Annotated in this window: 12 protein-coding genes and 1 pseudogene; 12 read left to right on the forward strand and 1 reads right to left on the reverse strand. The window is 68.5% G+C overall.

Going from position 1 to position 17,150, the window contains the following annotated elements:
• Window positions 1-4 precede the first annotated feature (4 nt).
• The 7 genes and pseudogenes from AC07TY_RS01910 to AC07TY_RS01940 all read left to right on the forward strand — a co-directional run bounded on the left by AC07TY_RS01910 (window position 5) and on the right by AC07TY_RS01940 (window position 6,651).
• Entirely contained in the window at window positions 5-562 is a 558-nt protein-coding gene (locus tag AC07TY_RS01910; protein WP_123504825.1) for a F0F1 ATP synthase subunit B, read from the forward strand.
• A gap of 2 nt (window positions 563-564) precedes the next feature.
• Window positions 565-1,341, forward strand: a pseudogene (locus AC07TY_RS01915) (F0F1 ATP synthase subunit delta); the annotation flags it as partial.
• A 121-nt stretch (window positions 1,342-1,462) separates the two neighbouring features.
• The gene (atpA, locus tag AC07TY_RS01920; RefSeq protein ID WP_123504823.1) at window positions 1,463-3,097 is read left to right on the forward strand and encodes a F0F1 ATP synthase subunit alpha; all 1,635 of its coding nucleotides are present in this window, start codon (window positions 1,463-1,465) and stop codon (window positions 3,095-3,097) included.
• A 42-nt stretch (window positions 3,098-3,139) separates the two neighbouring features.
• Window positions 3,140-4,045 carry a F0F1 ATP synthase subunit gamma gene (locus tag AC07TY_RS01925; protein WP_123504822.1) on the forward strand — a complete coding sequence of 302 codons (906 nt, stop codon included), beginning with the start codon at window positions 3,140-3,142 and terminating at the stop codon, window positions 4,043-4,045.
• A gap of 27 nt (window positions 4,046-4,072) precedes the next feature.
• A complete protein-coding gene (gene atpD / locus AC07TY_RS01930) occupies window positions 4,073-5,533 on the forward strand; it encodes a F0F1 ATP synthase subunit beta (protein WP_123504821.1) in 1,461 nt (486 codons plus the stop codon).
• 2 nt (window positions 5,534-5,535) lie between these two features.
• The gene (locus AC07TY_RS01935) at window positions 5,536-5,796 is read left to right on the forward strand and encodes a F0F1 ATP synthase subunit epsilon (RefSeq protein ID WP_123504820.1); all 261 of its coding nucleotides are present in this window, start codon (window positions 5,536-5,538) and stop codon (window positions 5,794-5,796) included.
• 90 nt (window positions 5,797-5,886) lie between these two features.
• Window positions 5,887-6,651 carry a YaaA family protein gene (locus AC07TY_RS01940; RefSeq protein WP_494784180.1) on the forward strand — a complete coding sequence of 255 codons (765 nt, stop codon included), beginning with the start codon at window positions 5,887-5,889 and terminating at the stop codon, window positions 6,649-6,651.
• Between the two features lie 62 nt (window positions 6,652-6,713).
• On the opposite strand, the gene AC07TY_RS01945 is transcribed toward AC07TY_RS01940, so the two are convergent.
• A complete protein-coding gene (locus AC07TY_RS01945) occupies window positions 6,714-7,244 on the reverse strand; it encodes a methylated-DNA--[protein]-cysteine S-methyltransferase (RefSeq protein WP_494784181.1) in 531 nt (176 codons plus the stop codon).
• A gap of 167 nt (window positions 7,245-7,411) precedes the next feature.
• On the opposite strand from AC07TY_RS01945, the gene AC07TY_RS01950 reads away from it, so the two are divergent.
• From AC07TY_RS01950 to AC07TY_RS01970, 5 genes are all read left to right on the forward strand, one after another.
• On the forward strand, window positions 7,412-7,804 hold the full coding sequence (locus AC07TY_RS01950; RefSeq protein ID WP_494784182.1) for an FHA domain-containing protein: 393 nt from the start codon (window positions 7,412-7,414) through the stop codon (window positions 7,802-7,804).
• Complete coding sequence (locus AC07TY_RS01955) at window positions 7,801-8,631, forward strand: PP2C family protein-serine/threonine phosphatase (RefSeq protein WP_123504817.1); 831 nt, start codon at window positions 7,801-7,803, stop codon at window positions 8,629-8,631. The genes AC07TY_RS01950 and AC07TY_RS01955 overlap by 4 nt, the downstream gene beginning before the upstream one ends.
• Before the next feature lie 187 nt (window positions 8,632-8,818).
• Complete coding sequence (locus AC07TY_RS01960) at window positions 8,819-10,255, forward strand: serine/threonine-protein kinase (protein ID WP_488626430.1); 1,437 nt, start codon at window positions 8,819-8,821, stop codon at window positions 10,253-10,255.
• Window positions 10,252-16,095, forward strand: coding sequence for an Ig-like domain-containing protein (locus tag AC07TY_RS01965; RefSeq protein ID WP_488626429.1), 5,844 nt, complete (start codon window positions 10,252-10,254; stop codon window positions 16,093-16,095). Before AC07TY_RS01960 ends, AC07TY_RS01965 begins: the two co-directional genes overlap by 4 nt.
• A 52-nt stretch (window positions 16,096-16,147) precedes the next feature.
• Window positions 16,148-17,119 carry an AAA family ATPase gene (locus AC07TY_RS01970; protein WP_488626428.1) on the forward strand — a complete coding sequence of 324 codons (972 nt, stop codon included), beginning with the start codon at window positions 16,148-16,150 and terminating at the stop codon, window positions 17,117-17,119.
• Window positions 17,120-17,150 lie beyond the last annotated feature (31 nt).

Consider the following 17,150-nt stretch of genomic DNA (forward strand, 5'->3'; position numbering starts at 1 on the left):
ACGAATGCTCAGCACTACTTCCACCGTGGTTGCGGCGGGTGAGTCACACAACCCGTTGCTGCCCGCGACGCCGGACCTCGTTTGGGGTGCTGTGTGCTTCGTCGCGATCCTGCTCATCTTCTGGCGCCTGGTCCTCCCGCGCATGAAGACGATGCTCGACGAGCGCGCCGAGGTCATCGAGGGCGGCATCAAGAAGGCCGAGAACGCTCAGGCCGAAGCGGCTGCCGCGCTCGAGGAGTACAACAAGCAGCTGGCCGACGCTCGTGCCGAGGCAGCCAAGATCCGCGAGCAGGCTCGTACGGATGCGACTCGCATCGCCAACGACGTCAAGGCGCAGGCTCAGGCCGACGCCGACCGCATCACGGCGAACGCGACCGCCCAGATCGAGGCGGAGCGCCAGAGCGCCCTCGTCTCGCTCCGCGGCGAGGTCGGCTCGCTGGCGATCGATCTCGCGTCGGGCGTCATCGGCGAGAGCCTCACCGACGACAGGAAAGCATCGGCCATCGTCGACCGCTTCCTGTCCGAGCTCGAGGCCGACGAAGCGTCGAAGGCAGGCAAGTAACCATGGGATCCATGACCAGAGAAGCACTCGCGTCCGCGCGGGGCGTGCTCGCCGATCTCGGCGACGCGGCTGACCTGGCCACGGGAGAACAGCTCCTCAACGCGGGTCGAGTCATCGGATCGTCGTCGAAGCTGCTGGCCTACCTGGCCGACCCTGCCGAAGACGTCACCGGCAAGAAGGCGTTCATCGACCGCGTCTTCGCCCCATTCACCGAGTCCGCTCGTGCCCTGCTGACCTCCGTGGTCGGCAGCCGCTGGTCGTCTCACAGCGACCTCCTCGCGGGTGTGGAAGAGATCGGCATCCGCACGATCGCGAAGTCGGCTCCGGCCGATCTGTCGATCGAGGGCGAGCTGTTCTCGTTCGGCGAGGTCGTCTCCTCCGACGCCTCGCTCGAGCTGGCGGTCGGCACGAAGCTCAGCGACGGGCCAGCGAAAGCCGGCCTCGTCGAGAAGCTCCTCGCCGGCAAGGCGTCGCAGCAGACGATCTCCATCGTCTCGCAGCTCGTGCAGCAGCCCCGTGGCCGCCGAATCGGCGAGCTCCTGCGGAACGCCGCCGCCATCGTCGCCGACCAGTCCGACGAGCTCGTCGCAGTGGTCACGACCGCCGCGCCGATCGCCGCCGAGCAGGTGACGCGTCTCGAGCGCGGCCTCGCGAAGCAGTTCGGTCGTAGCCTGCGAGTGAACCTGGTGATCGATCCGTCGATCCTGGGCGGGCTCCGGGTCCAGGTGGGCGACGAGGTCATCGACGGCACGGTGTCGACGAGACTCACCGATCTGCGCTTCAGCTCGCCGGCTGATCGCACCCACACGCACCAAGGCTCGCTGACGCGGGCTCACCCGACCACGCGGGGCATACGCCTTGCACGGTTATCGTCACAGACACAACGACAAAGGAATCCCAATGGCAGACATCAAGATCAGCCCTGATGAGATTCGCGACGCCCTCAAAGACTTCGTCTCGGCGTACGAGCCCTCGCAGACGTCCACGACCGAGGTCGGTCACGTCATCGATGCCGCTGACGGCATCGCGCACGTCGAGGGTCTCCCCGGCGTCATGGCCAACGAGCTCATCCGATTCGCCGACGGCACCCTGGGCCTCGCCCAGAACCTCGACGAAGACGAGATCGGTGTCATCGTCCTGGGTGAGTTCAGCGGCATCGACGAGGGCCTCGAGGTCACCCGCACCGGCGAGGTCCTCTCCGTCCCCGTCGGCGAGGGCTACCTCGGCCGCGTCGTCGACCCGCTTGGCAACGCAATCGACGGCCTCGGCGACATCGAGACCTCCGGCCGCCGCGCTCTCGAGCTCCAGGCTCCCGGCGTCATGCAGCGCAAGTCGGTGCACGAGCCCATGCAGACGGGCATCAAGGCGATCGACGCCATGATCCCGATCGGCCGCGGCCAGCGTCAGCTCATCATCGGCGACCGCCAGACCGGCAAGACGGCCATCGCGATCGACACGATCATCAACCAGAAGGCCAACTGGGACTCGGGCGACATCAACAAGCAGGTCCGTTGCATCTACGTCGCCATCGGCCAGAAGGGCTCGACCATCGCCTCGGTGAAGGGCGCGCTCGAGGACGCCGGAGCGATGGAGTACACCACCATCGTCGCGTCGCCCGCGTCCGACCCCGCCGGCTTCAAGTACCTCGCCCCGTACACCGGCTCGGCCATCGGCCAGCAGTGGATGTACGAGGGCAAGCACGTCCTCATCGTGTTCGACGACCTGTCGAAGCAGGCCGAGGCCTACCGTGCCGTCTCGCTGCTGCTCCGTCGTCCGCCGGGACGCGAGGCCTACCCCGGCGACGTGTTCTACCTGCACTCGCGTCTCCTCGAGCGATGCGCGAAGCTGTCCGACGAGCTCGGCGCCGGCTCGATGACGGGTCTGCCGATCATCGAGACCAAGGCGAACGACGTCTCGGCATACATCCCGACCAACGTGATCTCGATCACCGACGGCCAGATCTTCCTCCAGTCCGACCTCTTCAACGCCAACCAGCGTCCTGCGGTCGACGTCGGGATCTCGGTCTCGCGAGTGGGCGGAGACGCTCAGGTGAAGTCGATCAAGAAGGTCTCGGGCACGCTGAAGCTCGAGCTCGCCCAGTACCGCTCGCTCGAGGCCTTCGCGATGTTCGCGTCCGACCTCGACCAGGCCAGCCGCCGTCAGCTCGCCCGTGGCGCCCGCCTGACCGAGCTGCTCAAGCAGCCGCAGTACTCGCCGTTCCCCGTCGAGAAGCAGGTCGTCTCGATCTGGGCCGGTACCAACGGCAAGCTGGACGAGGTCCCCGTGGCCGACATCCTGCGCTTCGAGGCCGAGCTGCACGACTATCTCTCGCGCACCGGTGACGTCCTCACGACGCTCGCCGAGACCAACGTGCTCTCGGACGACCTCGTGGCTCAGCTCGACTCGTCGATCGAGGAGTTCAAGAAGGAGTTCCAGACGGGCGAGGGCAAGCCGCTGGCTTCCGTCGGCCGCGAGGAGTTCACCGCCACGGACGCCGAAGACGTCAACCAGGAGAAGATCGTCAAGTCGCGATAGCGACTGCCGACCTTCGCCCGCACCGATACCAACAGGAGACACATGGGAGCGCAACTTCGGGTCTACCGACAGCGCATTCGCTCTGCCCAGACGACCAAGAAGGTCACCCGGGCCATGGAGCTCATCTCGGCTTCTCGGATCCAGAAGGCCCAGGCGCGCATGGCCGCGTCCGGTCCGTACTCGCGCGCTGTGACGCGGGCCGTCTCGGCCGTGGCGACGTTCTCGAACGTCGACCACGTGCTGACGACGGAGCCCGAGTCGATCGATCGCGCGGCGATCGTCCTCTTCACGTCCGACCGGGGCCTCAACGGCGCCTTCTCGTCGAACGTGCTGAAGGCGGGCGAAGAGCTGGCGACGCTTCTGCGCAGCCAGGGCAAGGAGGTGGTCTACTACCTCGTCGGTCGCAAGGCCGCCGCCTACTTCACCTTCCGTCAACGGGGTTCCGAGCAGAGCTGGACGGGCAACACCGACCAGCCCGAGTTCGCCACGGCGAAAGAGATCGGCGATGCGGTCGTATCGAAGTTCCTGACCGATTCGGCCGAGGGCGGAGTCGACGAGATCCACGTCGTCTACAACCGCTTCATCAGCATGGTCACGCAGACCCCCGAGGTCGTGCGTCTCCTGCCGCTGGAGGTCGTCGAAGGCATCGAGCAGCCCGAGGAGAACGCGATCCTGCCTCTCTACGAGTTCGAGCCCGACCCTGAGAACGTCCTCGACGCGCTGCTCCCCGTCTACATCGAGAGCCGTCTGTTCAACGCCATGCTGCAGTCGGCCGCTTCCGAGCACGCCGCCCGTCAGAAGGCCATGAAGGCGGCGAGCGACAACGCCGACACCCTGATCCGCGACTACACGCGCCTTGCCAACAACGCGCGCCAGAGTGAGATCACCCAGCAGATTTCCGAGATCGTTGGCGGCGCAGACGCCCTCAGCTCGGCCAAGAAGCACTGAGCTCGCAGAGCTAGAGAAGAGAGAGAAATGACTGACATCGCCACCGCGCCAGTCGCGACCGAGAAGGCACCGGGCGTCGGCCGCATCGCGCGCGTCACCGGTCCCGTCGTCGACATCGAGTTCCCGCACGATGCAATCCCCGGCGTCTACAACGCGCTGAAGACGACCATCGTCATCGGCGACCAGACGATCGAGCTGGTGCTCGAGGTCGCTCAGCACCTCGGCGACGACCTCGTCCGTGCCATCGCCCTCAAGCCCACCGACGGCCTCGTCCGCGGCCAGGAGGTCACCGACACCGGTTCGCCCATCTCGGTGCCCGTCGGCGACATCACCAAGGGCAAGGTCTTCAACGTGACCGGCGACGTGCTCAACGGCGCGCCCGGCGAGACGATCGAGATCACCGAGCGCTGGCCCATCCACCGCAAGCCCCCGGCATTCGACCAGCTCGAGTCGAAGACCGAGCTCTTCGAGACCGGCATCAAGGTCATCGACCTGCTCACCCCGTATGTCCAGGGTGGCAAGATCGGTCTCTTCGGCGGTGCGGGCGTCGGCAAGACCGTCCTCATCCAGGAGATGATCCAGCGCGTCGCGCAGGACCACGGCGGCGTGTCGGTGTTCGCCGGTGTCGGCGAGCGCACTCGTGAGGGCAACGACCTCATCATGGAGATGGAAGAGGCCGGTGTCTTCGACAAGACGGCCCTCGTCTTCGGCCAGATGGACGAGCCGCCGGGAACGCGCCTCCGTGTGGCCCTGTCGGCGCTGACGATGGCGGAGTATTTCCGCGACGTGCAGAAGCAGGACGTCCTGCTCTTCATCGACAACATCTTCCGCTTCACGCAGGCCGGCTCCGAGGTCTCCACGCTGCTCGGCCGCATGCCGTCCGCGGTGGGATACCAGCCGAACCTCGCCGACGAGATGGGTGTGCTCCAGGAGCGCATCACCTCGACCCGCGGTCACTCGATCACGTCGCTCCAGGCGATCTACGTCCCTGCCGACGACTACACCGACCCCGCGCCGGCGACCACCTTCGCGCACCTCGACGCCACGACCGAGCTCTCTCGCGAGATCGCGTCGCAGGGTCTGTACCCGGCCGTCGACCCGCTGACGTCCACCAGCCGCATCCTCGACCCCCGATACCTGGGCCAGGACCACTACAACACGGCCATCCGCGTCAAGGCGATCCTTCAGAAGAACAAGGAGCTCCAGGAGATCATCGCGATCCTCGGTGTCGACGAGCTCTCCGAAGAGGACAAGATCACCGTCTCGCGTGCTCGCCGTATTCAGCAGTTCCTCTCGCAGAACACCTACATGGCGAAGAAGTTCACCGGTGTCGAGGGCTCGACCGTTCCGCTGAAGGACACCATCGAGTCGTTCACCGCGATCGCCAATGGCGATTTCGACCACGTCGCCACGCAGGCGTTCTTCAACGTCGGCAGCATCTCCGACGTCGAAGAGAAGTGGGCTCAGATCCAGAAGGAGAACAGCTGATCGTGGCTGCTCTCACTGTGAACGTCGTGTCGGCCGACCAGCAGGTCTGGTCGGGCGAGGCGGCGCAGGTCACGGCTCGCACCGTCGAGGGCGAGATCGGAATCCTGCCGGGGCATGAGCCCCTGCTGGCGGTTCTCGCCTCCGGGCAGGTCCGCGTTCGTCAGGCTGGCGGTGCCGTCGTCGAGGCCACGGCCGAAGACGGGTTCCTGTCGGTCGAGAACGACACGGTTACCATCGTCGCCCGTAACGCGGCACTGGTCTGATCTCTCCGGCCCGGGTGGAAGGCGCTTCGAGCGTCGTCCACCCGGGCTTCTTCCGTTAACGCCCTCCTCCTCAATGAGCTCAATCAGTCGATGACATCCCTGCTCTTCGTCATGCCTCCGTCCGAGACCAAGCGGTCGGGTGGTGAGCCCGAGTCGACGCTCGATTTCGACGCGCTGTCGTTCCCGACGCTGGGGCGAGTCCGGCGCAGTGTCGCGGCGACGGTGGTGCGCCTCAGCCGAGACGCCGACGAGGCGGCCCGGCTGCTCAAGATCAGCCCGGCGCTGGCCGTCACCGAGGTCGCCCGCAACCGCACGCTGAAGATCTCGCCCACGATGCCGGCTCTCGAGCGCTACACCGGCGTGGCCTTCGATCCGATCGACGCGCCGTCGCTCGCGGTCGAGGCTCGCGACTGGGCGAGGGAGCACGTCGCCGTGCACTCGGCCCTCTTCGGCCTCGTCCGCGCCGCCGATCCGATCCCTGCCTACCGGCTCTCGCATGACACGAGGCTGCCCGAGAAGTCGCTCAAGTCGCTCTGGGCGGGTCCGGTCGCCCGGGCGCTGGCCTCCAGCGGCCAGACTGTCATCGATCTGCGCAGCGAGGGGTACTCCGAGCTGGGGCCGGCGCCTCTGCGGAGCGCCTACGTGCGCGTGGTGTCCGACGAGGGAGGCCGCCGACGCGCGCTCAACCACTTCAACAAGAAGACGAAGGGCACGCTGATCGCCCGCCTGCTGGCCGCGCGGCCCGACCTGGCGACCGTGGAGGACTTCGTGGGATGGGCACGAGGCGAGGGGATGGTCGTCGAGCCCCACGGCGGGGAGCTCGTCGTCGTGGCGGAGAGCGTGCTCCGAAGCTGAGCTGTCGAGTTCCTGCAGTCGTGCCGGTCACGCCGGTGCCGAGGCGTCGGCACTGCTCGCTCTCACCTCCCTGCGAAGTCGATGCCCTCGTGCTCGAGAAGCCACTTCTTCGTCGCCACCCCGTCGCCGGGGCTGTAGCCCGTGACTCTCCGCCCCGCACCGAGGACCCGGTGGCACGGCACCAGGATCGCGAGCCGATTGGCCCGGATCGCGCCGCCGACGGCACGGGCGCCGGTCGGCCGCCCCGACAGCTCCGCGAGGTCGCCGTAGGTCGTCGTCGTGCCGAACGGGACCTCGTCGAGGAGCTCCCACACGGTCTCCTGGAAGGGCGTGCCCCAGTACTCCAGGGGAAGGTCGAAGCGGTCACGGCGATTGGCGAAGTAGTCGTCGAACTGCCGCCGGGCCTCATCATGGAGAGGGGTGGGCGTGCAGTCGAGCGCGGTGTCGCCGAGCGCCGTCTCAGTGGCCGCCACGATGACCGCGGCCGTCTGGATGTCGACCCGGGTGATGCGATCGGCCGCGACATGGATGGCCAGTCGGCCGACGGGGGAGTCGTGGTGGACGAGGGACGAGGTGAGGAATGTCGTGGTCATGGCGTCGACCGTAGGAGCGCGGCGACCGGCCGAACGAGGATGCCCCTCGCCTGTGGAGAACCCGGGGCCTGTGGAGGAGGCATCTGCGCAGGACCACGGGGTGACCTGTTGGTAGCGTGTTCCCACCGGGCGACAGGGCACGGCCGGAGATCGAGCGAGGAGGCGGCGTGACCACGACCGATCCGTCGAACCGCTACCACCGGATCCTGGTCGGCTCGTCGACCGAGACGCTGGACGCCGTGCTCATCATCGGACGCCGCCCCTCGTCCCACCGCATCGAGCGACGGGGCGATCCTCGCCTGGTCACGGTCCGGTCCCCGCGCAACGAGGTGTCGGCGACGCACGTCGAGATCCGTCAGGAGGGCACGGCCGTCGTCGTGACCGACCTGAAGTCGACGAACGGCACGAGGGTCACGATTCCGGGCCGGCTTCCCGTGGCACTCCGGCAAGGCGAGTCGATCGTCGTGCTCGTGGGCACCATAGTGGACATCGGCGACGGGAACCGACTCGAGGTCCTGCCCACTACACGCTCCATTCCCCAGGAAGAATCCATCCCGTGACAGAGATTGGTCGTCCGACGACCGCACACACCGTCCGACTCGGCGACGAGGGCTCCGTCCTCCTCGACTGGGCCGGCGTCACCGATGTCGGCAAGCGCCGCGCCCACAACGAGGACAGCTTCATCGCGAAGTCGCCGCTGTTCGTGGTCGCGGACGGCATGGGCGGCCACAGCGCCGGCGACGTGGCGAGCGATGCCGTCGTGACGCGCCTCGACGCCGCGGCATCCGGCGACTTCTTCGACACCGACTCGCTCGAGAAGGCTCTGCGACTGGCGACGGACGACATCGAGGTGGCGGCCGTCGGCACCGAGCTCGGCGTCGGCACGACGGTGACCGGGGCGATCCTGACGAAAGACGGTGACGCCCCGTACTTCACGATCTTCAACGTCGGCGACTCGCGTGTCTACATGCTGGACTCCGACGTGCTGCGCCAGGTCACCGTCGACCACTCGGTCGTCCAGGAGATGGTCCAGGCGGGCATGCTCCACCCCGACGATGCCGAGAGCCACCCCGACAGCAACGTCATCACCAAGGCCATCGGCTTCGGCGCCGAGCCCAGCCCGGACTACTGGCGGGTTCCGGCACGACCGGGCCTCCGACTGCTCATCTGCTCCGACGGCCTCACCAAGGAGCTCAATCCCCGCGCGATCGCGACGCTCCTCGGTGCGAACGCGTCCTCCGAGGCGGCGGCGCAGGCGCTCGTGACAGCAGCCGTGGCCGCGGGCGGCCGCGACAACGTCACCGCTGTGGTCGTCGACGTGCGCGGCGCGCGGCGCGCTCACGAGGCCGACGCGACTCTTCCGACCGACCAGGTCCCGCGCCTCTAGGCTGCTGGACCGTCGCCCCACGACGGCGGAGGTCGATTTTCCCCACCCCCGAAGTGGGGCCGAGACTATCCACAGATGCGCCGTGCCCCGCCTCGTCGGCGCGAGGGGGCCATTTACAATTGCGAAGATCGGCAAATCGACGGGGCGCTCCGAAAGCGTTTCCCATGCAAGCTTCTAAGGGGGCGAAATGGCCAGGCGCCTTCCTTCGCAGCCCCCTGTGCTGCCGGGCTTCTCGCACCTCCACGTGCTCGGCTCGGGCGGCTTCGCCGACGTCTTCCTGTACGAGCAGAACATGCCCCGACGCCAGGTGGCCGTCAAGGTCATGCTCAGTGAGGTCGTGAACGACCAGGTGCGGCAGATGTTCCAGGCCGAGGCCAACCTGATGGCGCAGCTCAGCGCCCACCCGTCGATCCTCACCGTCTACCAGGCGAGCGTGTCGGCCGACGGCCGCCCCTACCTCGTCATGGAGCTGTGCTCCGCGTCGCTGAGCGAGCGCTACCGCCGCGAGCGGATCCCGGTCGCCGACGTCCTCCGCATCGCCGTCAAGATCGGCAGCGCCATCGAGACGGCGCACCGCCAGGGCGTCCTGCACCGCGACATCAAGCCGTCGAACATCCTCATGACGGCGTACGGGCACCCCGTGCTGTCCGACTTCGGCATCGCGTCCTCGCTGGGCGAGAGCGAGCCGAACGAGGTCGTGGGTCTGTCGATCCCGTGGTCGGCCCCGGAGGTGCTCCGCGACGACACCTCCGGCACTATCGCCTCCGAGGTCTGGTCGCTCGGCGCGACCGTCTACTCCCTGCTCGCCGGCCGCAGCCCGTTCGAGGTGCTCGGCGGCTCGAACTCGTCGAGCGACCTCATGGCCCGCATCGAGAAGGGCAAGCTGCAGCCGATCGGGCGCACCGACATCCCGGCGGGTCTCGAGGCGACGCTCACGCGCGCCATGTCGCACAAGCCCGAGAACCGGCACGAGAGCATCCTCGAGCTGATCCGCGAGTTCCAGCAGGTCGAGTCCGAGATCGGCGTCGCGCAGACGCCGATCGAGGTGGCCGTCGACGACTGGGCGCTGGCCACGGTCGCGGATCTCGAGGAGCGCACCCGCATCCGCGGCTCCGACGGCTCCGCCGTCGGCGTCCCGAACCGCCGTCGTCGTCGCCGGTCGGCCGCGGCGACCTCGACGAGCATCGTCGCGACGCTCGACCCCGCGGTCCGCAACTCGAACGCGATCCCTCGATCGACCGGGACGCGTCCGGCCAGAGCTCCGAAGAAGGTCCAGTACCTGGCGTGGGCGCTGATAGCGGCGTCGGTCGTCGTCATCGTGCTCGGCGGCATCGCAGTGCTGTTCCTGGTGCGGTCGACGTCGAGCGACATCCCGCGGGTGAGCGACATCTCCGCCACGACGACCGGCAGCTCCGTCGAGTTCCAGTGGGCCGACCCCGGCCTCCGCAGCGGAGACACCTACGTCGTCACGACCGGCACCGACAGCAGCACGCAGACGGCGACGACGTTCACGACCACCGGCACGAGCGGTCAGCAGGTGTGCATCACGGTGACCGTCACGCGCGCCGGCAAGGCAGGGCCGGTGAGCGCCCAGAAGTGCGCCGCCCCGGGAGTGGGGCAGTGAAGAGGCTCGTGCAGTTCCTGCGCTCCCGTCGCTCGTTCACGGCGACCGCGGTCGCGACCATCGCCATCGCGGCGGTGGCCGCGACGATCGGGCTCACGAGTCCCGGGTACCAGGCTCAGCGACTCGACCTGAACGACGGCACCGTCTGGGTGGCGAACCAGTCGAAGTCGGCGATCGGCCGCGCGAACCCCGCCGTGCTCGAGCTGAACTCGGCCGTGCGCAGCAGCGGGACCGATGTCTCCGTCGTGCAGGACGCCTCGCACGTGCTGCTGGTCGACCGCAGCAACGCGACGGTCGGCGTCGTCGACCCCGCCACGGCGGAGGTGTCGCAGACCGTGCCGTTGCCACCCGACAAGCCGGCAGTGCTGCTGGCCGGTGGGACGGCGGTGATCGTCTCGGGCGAGACGGGCGAGTTCTGGTCGACGCCCGTATCGGCGCTCGGGGCCTTCGACGCCTCGGCGCAGGCCGATCTCAGCCTCGGGTCGTCGGTCGTCACCGGCATGACGCCCTCGGGCACGATGATCGCCTACTCGCCCGACAGCGCCGAGGTCTCGCGCATCGACAGCCTCAGCGAATTCGGGGTGTCGAGCCATTCCAAGCTCCGGCTGCCGAAGCGCGACGCCTACCAGGTAGCCACGATCGGGTCGCACTGGGCCGTGCTCGACACCGACACGAACAGGCTGGTCATCGACGGCGACCCGGTCGACCTGTCGCCGGAGGTCACCGGCACGGTGGCGCTGCAGGAGTCGTCCGACATCGGATCGGGGGTGACCGTGGCGTCGGAGGAGGGCCTCCTCGACGTCTCGTTCGGCGGCAGCGTGTCGAAGGTCGTCACCGGCCGCGCCGGCGATCCCGCTCGCCCGGTCGTCGCGGGCGGCTGCACGTACGCGGCCTGGGCCGACGGAACCGGCTGGAACGACTGCTCCTCGGCGGCGGGGTCCGACACCGTGCTCAGGTCGATGGCGGCGTCGGCGTCTCTGGCCTTCGCGGTCAACGGATCGAAGGTCGTGCTCAACGACGAGGCCAGCGGCGACTCGTGGGCGGTTCAGCGGGGCGGCCAGCTGATCGACAACTGGTCCGACCTGATCAACGACGAGACCGACACGACCGATCCGAATCAGAAGCCGAGCGACGACCCCGACAAGCTCGAGGTCCAGCAGAAGCCGCCGGTCGCCAAAGACGACCTGCTCGGCGCCCGGCCCTCACGGGCGACTCTCCTGCCGGTGCTGCTGAACGACTACGACCCGAACGGCGACCCGATCGTCATCACGGACGTGTCGACGCCGTCGCCGAGCTCGGCCAAGGTCGAGATCGTCGCGAACCGGCAGCAGATCCTCCTGACGCTCCCGGCGACCGCCGCCGGGTCGGTCACCTTCGACTACTCGATCTCGGACGGCCGCGGCGGCTCCGACTCCGCTCACGTCACCGTGGGGGTCCACCAGCTCGGCACGAACAGCCCTCCGCAGCAGGTGCGGGTCGAGAGCGCCGACGTCTCGTCGTCCGGACGCGTCACCGTGAACACGCTGGGATCGTGGGTCGATCCGGACGGCGATCCGTTCTACCTGACCGGAGCGTCGGGTGCCTCCGGGGGCACGGTCACGTTCAAGCCCACCGGCGAGGTCGTCTACCAGGACTCGGGCGAGGGCCCGTCCACGCAGGAGATCGTGCTGTCGATGTCCGACGGCACGGCGGTCGGCCGCGGCACTCTGTCGATCAAGGTCTCGGCGGGCGGCGACGTCCCCCTCACGGCGAGCTCGTTCTCGGTCGAGACCGACAAAGACAAGGTCACGACCATCAACCCGATGCCGTACGCGTCGGGCGGCACCGGTTCACTCAAGCTGAACAGCGTCCCGGCCAAGTCGGGCGCGACGATCACGCCGAGCTACTCGGCAGGCACGTTCACCTTCACGTCGTCCGTCGGCGGGCCGCACCTGCTCGAGTACACGGTGACGGACGGCGACAAGACCGCCACAGGCACAATCCGCGTCGACGTCGTCGATCCGCCCGAGCCGAACACCGCGCCGATCACGATCCCGAAGACGGTCTTCGTCCAGACTCTGAGCACGCAGACCGTCGATATCACGGCGAGCGACTTCGACCCGGCGGGCAACGTCCTCATGGTCACGAAGACCGCGACTCCGTCGATCGACTCCGGGGTGCAGGTGCAGACGCTCGAGCAGCGCGACCTCCGGATCACCCTGACCAGGGTGCTCGAGGCTCCCGTCACCTTCACGTACACGGTCTCGAACGGCCTGGCGTCGGCACCCGGCTCGGTGACCGTCGTGCAGATCCCGAAGCCCGACCGCCTCCAGCCCCCGATCGCGACGAACGACCAGGTCACGGCGCGAGTCGGAGCGGCGGTCGACATCGACGTGCTTTCGAACGACGAGCAGCCCGACGGCGAGGACATCGCCCTCGAGCCGAAGCTGGTGAAGAACGTCACCTCCGGCGGCGGGCTGCTGTTCGTGTCGGGCACCAAGCTCCGCTACCTGGCGCCCAAGACGCCGGGCAACTTCACCGCCGAGTACGCAATCGAAGGACCCGACGGTCAGCGGGCGACCGCTCAGGTGAGCATCGCGGTCCGCGAGTCCGACGCGTCGACCAACACGGCCCCCGTGCCCGAGACCCTGACCGGCCGGGTCGTCGCGGGACAGAGCGTCCGGGTCCAGGTGCCGCTCGACGACATCGACCCCGACGGCGACAGCGTGCAGCTGCTCGGCGTCGACACGAACCCCGAGAAGGGCAATGTCGCGTCGGTCGGCTCCGACTACATCGACTACGACGCGGGCAGCTACTCGGCCGGCACCGACACCTTCACCTACACGGTCGTCGACGGGCTCGGTGCTCGCGCGACCGGCACGATCCGGATCGGCATCGCTCCCAAGGCGCAGGGGTCGAGCAACCCGATCGCCGTCGCCGACTCCGTCACGATGCGCCCCGGCGGCAGCATCCTGGTGAGGGTCCTCGCGAACGACTCCGACCCCGACGGCGGCTCCCTCCGCGTCACCGGCGTGAAGCCCAACGACGCCGACGTGACGGCGACGATCCTCGCCGGCGGCGTGGTCCGGGTCACGCCGCCTCGTGCGGCCAAGACCTACGGGCTCGTCTACACGGTTGCCAACGACTCCGGCGGCACCAGCTCGACCTTCATCTCGGTCAAGGTCGACCCGAACTCCGAGCTCAACTACCCCGAGGCTCAAGACAGCGTCCTGACGCTCACCGACGTGCTCAACCGCAAGACCGTCGACGTGAACGTGCTCGCGAACGTCTTCTTCGCCGACGGCAACGTCTCGACCCTCGGCCTCGGCCTCGTGCCGGGCTACGGCGACACGGCCCAGGTGACGGCGAACCACCGGATCCGCGTCACGATCACCGACACCAGCCAGATCATCCCGTTCTGGGTGTCGCACCCCGACGACCCGTCCATCAAGGCCTACGCCTTCATCCGAGTGCCCGGCTTCGACGACGCCCTCCCGCAGATCAACGAGACCGCCCCCGCGCTGTCCGTGGTCAGCGAGAAGGCGCTCACGATCGACCTCAACCGCTACGTGATCTCGACCGGCAGCAACGGCGTCCGTCTCACCGACAGCTCGACGGTCCGCGCGACGCACGCCGACGGTGCCGACCTCGTTCAGAACGCGACGACCCTCGTCTTCACCTCCGAGAAGGGGTTCTTCGGCCAGGCGTCGATCTCGTTCCAGGTGACCGACGGCTCTTCCGCGACCGATCCCGACGGCCACACCGCGACGCTGGTGCTCCCCATCACGGTCACGGCGCGGCAGAACCAGCCGCCGGTGCTCGAGGCGTCCGCTCTCGACCTCGAGCCGAACGAGTCGCGCACCCTCGATCTCACGCGCCTGACGACCTACAACTACCCGAACGACATCGGCGAGCTGAGGTACGCCGTCACGACGTCGTCGGTGCCGGGGTTCAGCGTCCGGCTCTCGGGCACCCAGCTCACGGTCACGGCGAGCTCGTCGGCGACCAAGGGCACCACGGCCAGGATCGGCCTCACCGTGCGCGACACCACCTCGGCTCCGCAATCAGGCACCATCGGCCTGACCGTCGTGGGCTCGACGCGTCCGCTGGCGATAGCGGCGTCCGACGAGGCCGTCGCCAGGCGCGGCTCGACGACCGTTGTCGACGTGCTCGCCAACGACCAGGCCACGAACCCCTTCCCGGGCCAGCCCCTCCGCGTGATCGCGATCCGCGGCCTCGAGGGCGCGTCGCTCCCGGCCGGCGTCGCGGTCAAGCCGTCCGCCGACAACAGCAAGCTGACCGTGACGGTGGCGAAGTCGGCGAAGCCGGTCAACGCCCACCTCCAGTACGAGATCGCCGACGTCACGGGCGATCCCGACCGGGACGTCTTCGGCGACATCACGATCTCGGTCCAGGACGTCCCCGACGCCCCCGCCGCGCCGATCCGCTCGGGCACGTTCATCGGCGGCCAGCTGACTCTGACGTATCAGGCCCCGGTGTCCAACAACTCGGCGATCACCTCGTACCGCCTGACGGGCACGTCGTCGGCCGGGTCGTACACGAAAGACTGCGGCACGTCGACCGTCTGCACCCTGACCGACCTCGACCCCGGGGCGCTCTACCGCTTCAGCGTGCAGGCCATCAACAGCATCGGGGCCTCCGCGTCGAGCCCCCAGAGCATCCAGTACAGCGCCGACTTCGTGCCGGCCGCCCCCACCGGCGTCTCGGTCTCTCCCTCCACCGTCACCCCCGGCGCCGTCGTGGTCTCGTGGAACACCGTGCCGAAGCCGGCCAAGGGCACGTCGGTCACGGGTTACACGGTCGAGATCGCAGGATCCGGAGCCCCCGGCTCGGTCGACGTCGCGGGCGGCAGCACGTCGACCACCATCACCGGGCTGTCGCCGGGCGCGCAGTACAGCGTGCAGGTGTACGCGAAGAACTCCGCGCAGGTGTCGAGCACCGCCGACTGGGCGCGGAGCGCCACGGCGACCGGCTCGCCGGCCGGCACCCCGTCGAGCGTGACCGGCATCACCGCGTCCAGCGACAAGTCAGGCGTCATCGCCCTTGCATGGGCGGGAGTCGGCTCGAACGGCGGCTCGGGTATCAGCTACACCGTCGGCCGAGCCGATGCGAACACGCCCGCCGGCACCCCGGCGTGCTCGACGTCCTCGAAGCCGGGTGCGATCGGGGGAGCGCAGTCGGCCACGACCTACCGCGACGCGACCGCCGTCGACGGCCGCTCGTACGTCTACTACGTCTACGCCGACAACGGCTACTTCTGCTCGTCGGCCCGCATCGACGGGGTGCAGAGCCTGACGGCGCCCGGGCAGGCGACGGCGACTCTCAGCCTGAGCAACAGCAGCAACGGCAACTTCGACGTGCACGTCGACTCCCTGGGTGTCGCCAGCGGGACGTCGCCCTACTACCAGCTCAAGCGAGGCGGCGTCTGGACCTCGGTCGCGGTGAACGACACGCTCACGAGCGCGGCCGACTCCTCGGTCTACGGAACGGCGCAGTCGTACACGTTCCGCGGCTGCCGAGACGCCACGACCTCGTTCTGCGGGCCCGCCTCCGATGCGGTGTCGATCACGCCGGTCAGCACCAACGTCTCCGGGCTCGACTACCAGAACCCGGACGGCACTCAAGGCACCTGGTCGTTCAACTACAGCGTCGTGTCGAACCCGGACTACGAGCAGTTCGAGTACCAGTGCTCGGGCGGAACGTGGACGGCGGCGGTCGACGGGGTCAACTCGTGCCAGATCACGGGCGTCGATCTGCTGCTGCCGACCCTGGACATCCGTGTCACTGCCAACGGCGGCCAGACTTACGAGAAGACTTACCGGACGAGCGACACGCCGTGACCGCCCGCGCACCCGATCCAACGCCGCCGACAACGAATGGGACCATCAGACAATGAGCATGACGCCTGAGCAGGCCACCTGGTTCGCCGACATCTTCGCGCGCCTGGTGTCCAACGTCGACAAGGTGCTCCTCGGCAAGTCCTTCGTGATCAAGCTCTCGTTCACCGCGCTCCTCAGCGAGGGCCACCTGCTGCTCGAGGACTTCCCGGGCACGGGCAAGACCTCGCTCGCGCGCGCTGTCGCGCAGACTGTCCAGTCGTCGTCGAGCCGCATCCAGTTCACGCCCGACCTGCTCCCCGGCGACATCACCGGCGTGAGCATCTACGACCAGAAGACCGGCGAGTTCGAGTTCCACGCGGGCCCGATCTTCGCGAACATCGTCCTGGCCGACGAGATCAACCGCGCCAGCCCGAAGACGCAGTCAGCGCTCCTCGAGGTCATGGAGGAGTCGCGAGTGACCGTCGACGGCGTCTCGCACGAGGTCGGCGCGCCGTTCATGGTCATCGCGACTCAGAACCCCATCGAGCAGGCCGGCACCTACCGTCTGCCCGAAGCGCAGCTCGACCGCTTCCTCCTCAAGACCTCGATCGGCTACCCCGACCACGCCGCGACGCTCCGGATCCTCGAGGGCAGCGCGACGCGCGTCCACGAGGTCGAGCTGCCGCCGGTCGTCGAGGCCGGCGTCATCAGCGAGATGGCGCGCCTCGCCCGCACCGTGCACGTCGACCCCGTGATCGCCGACTACGTGGCGCGCATCGTGGAGGGCACCCGGACCGCACCCGAGGTGCGCCTCGGCGTCAGCGTCCGCGGTGCGCTCGCGCTCGTCCGCGTCGCGAAGACGTATGCGGCCTCGACCGGGCGCCACTACGTGACCCCGGACGACGTGAAGCTGCTGGCGGAGCCGGTCCTCGCGCACCGGATCGTCCTCGATCCCGAGGCCGAGTTCGACGGCGTCACGCCCACCAGCATCATCAGCCAGCTCCTCATCGAGATCGCGCCCCCGGCCGAACGGGTCTCTGCGTGACGACGAGCCGGACGACCGACGGGGAGGCCGA

Source organism: Frondihabitans sp. GW821-FHT04F02, assembly GCF_059420045.1.

What these genes read in the sequence shown, in the direction of transcription:
- atpA (WP_123504823.1), top strand. Translation starts at nt 1,463, where the DNA reads ATGGCAGACATCAAGATCAGCCCTGATGAGATTCGCGACGCCCTCAAA.
- AC07TY_RS01925 (WP_123504822.1), top strand. Translation starts at nt 3,140, where the DNA reads ATGGGAGCGCAACTTCGGGTCTACCGACAGCGCATTCGCTCTGCCCAG.
- AC07TY_RS01910 (WP_123504825.1), top strand. Translation starts at nt 5, where the DNA reads ATGCTCAGCACTACTTCCACCGTGGTTGCGGCGGGTGAGTCACACAAC.
- atpD (WP_123504821.1), top strand. Translation starts at nt 4,073, where the DNA reads ATGACTGACATCGCCACCGCGCCAGTCGCGACCGAGAAGGCACCGGGC.
- AC07TY_RS01970 (WP_488626428.1), top strand. Translation starts at nt 16,148, where the DNA reads ATGAGCATGACGCCTGAGCAGGCCACCTGGTTCGCCGACATCTTCGCG.
- AC07TY_RS01960 (WP_488626430.1), top strand. Translation starts at nt 8,819, where the DNA reads ATGGCCAGGCGCCTTCCTTCGCAGCCCCCTGTGCTGCCGGGCTTCTCG.
- AC07TY_RS01940 (WP_494784180.1), top strand. Translation starts at nt 5,887, where the DNA reads ATGACATCCCTGCTCTTCGTCATGCCTCCGTCCGAGACCAAGCGGTCG.
- AC07TY_RS01945 (WP_494784181.1), bottom strand. Translation starts at nt 7,244, where the DNA reads ATGACCACGACATTCCTCACCTCGTCCCTCGTCCACCACGACTCCCCC.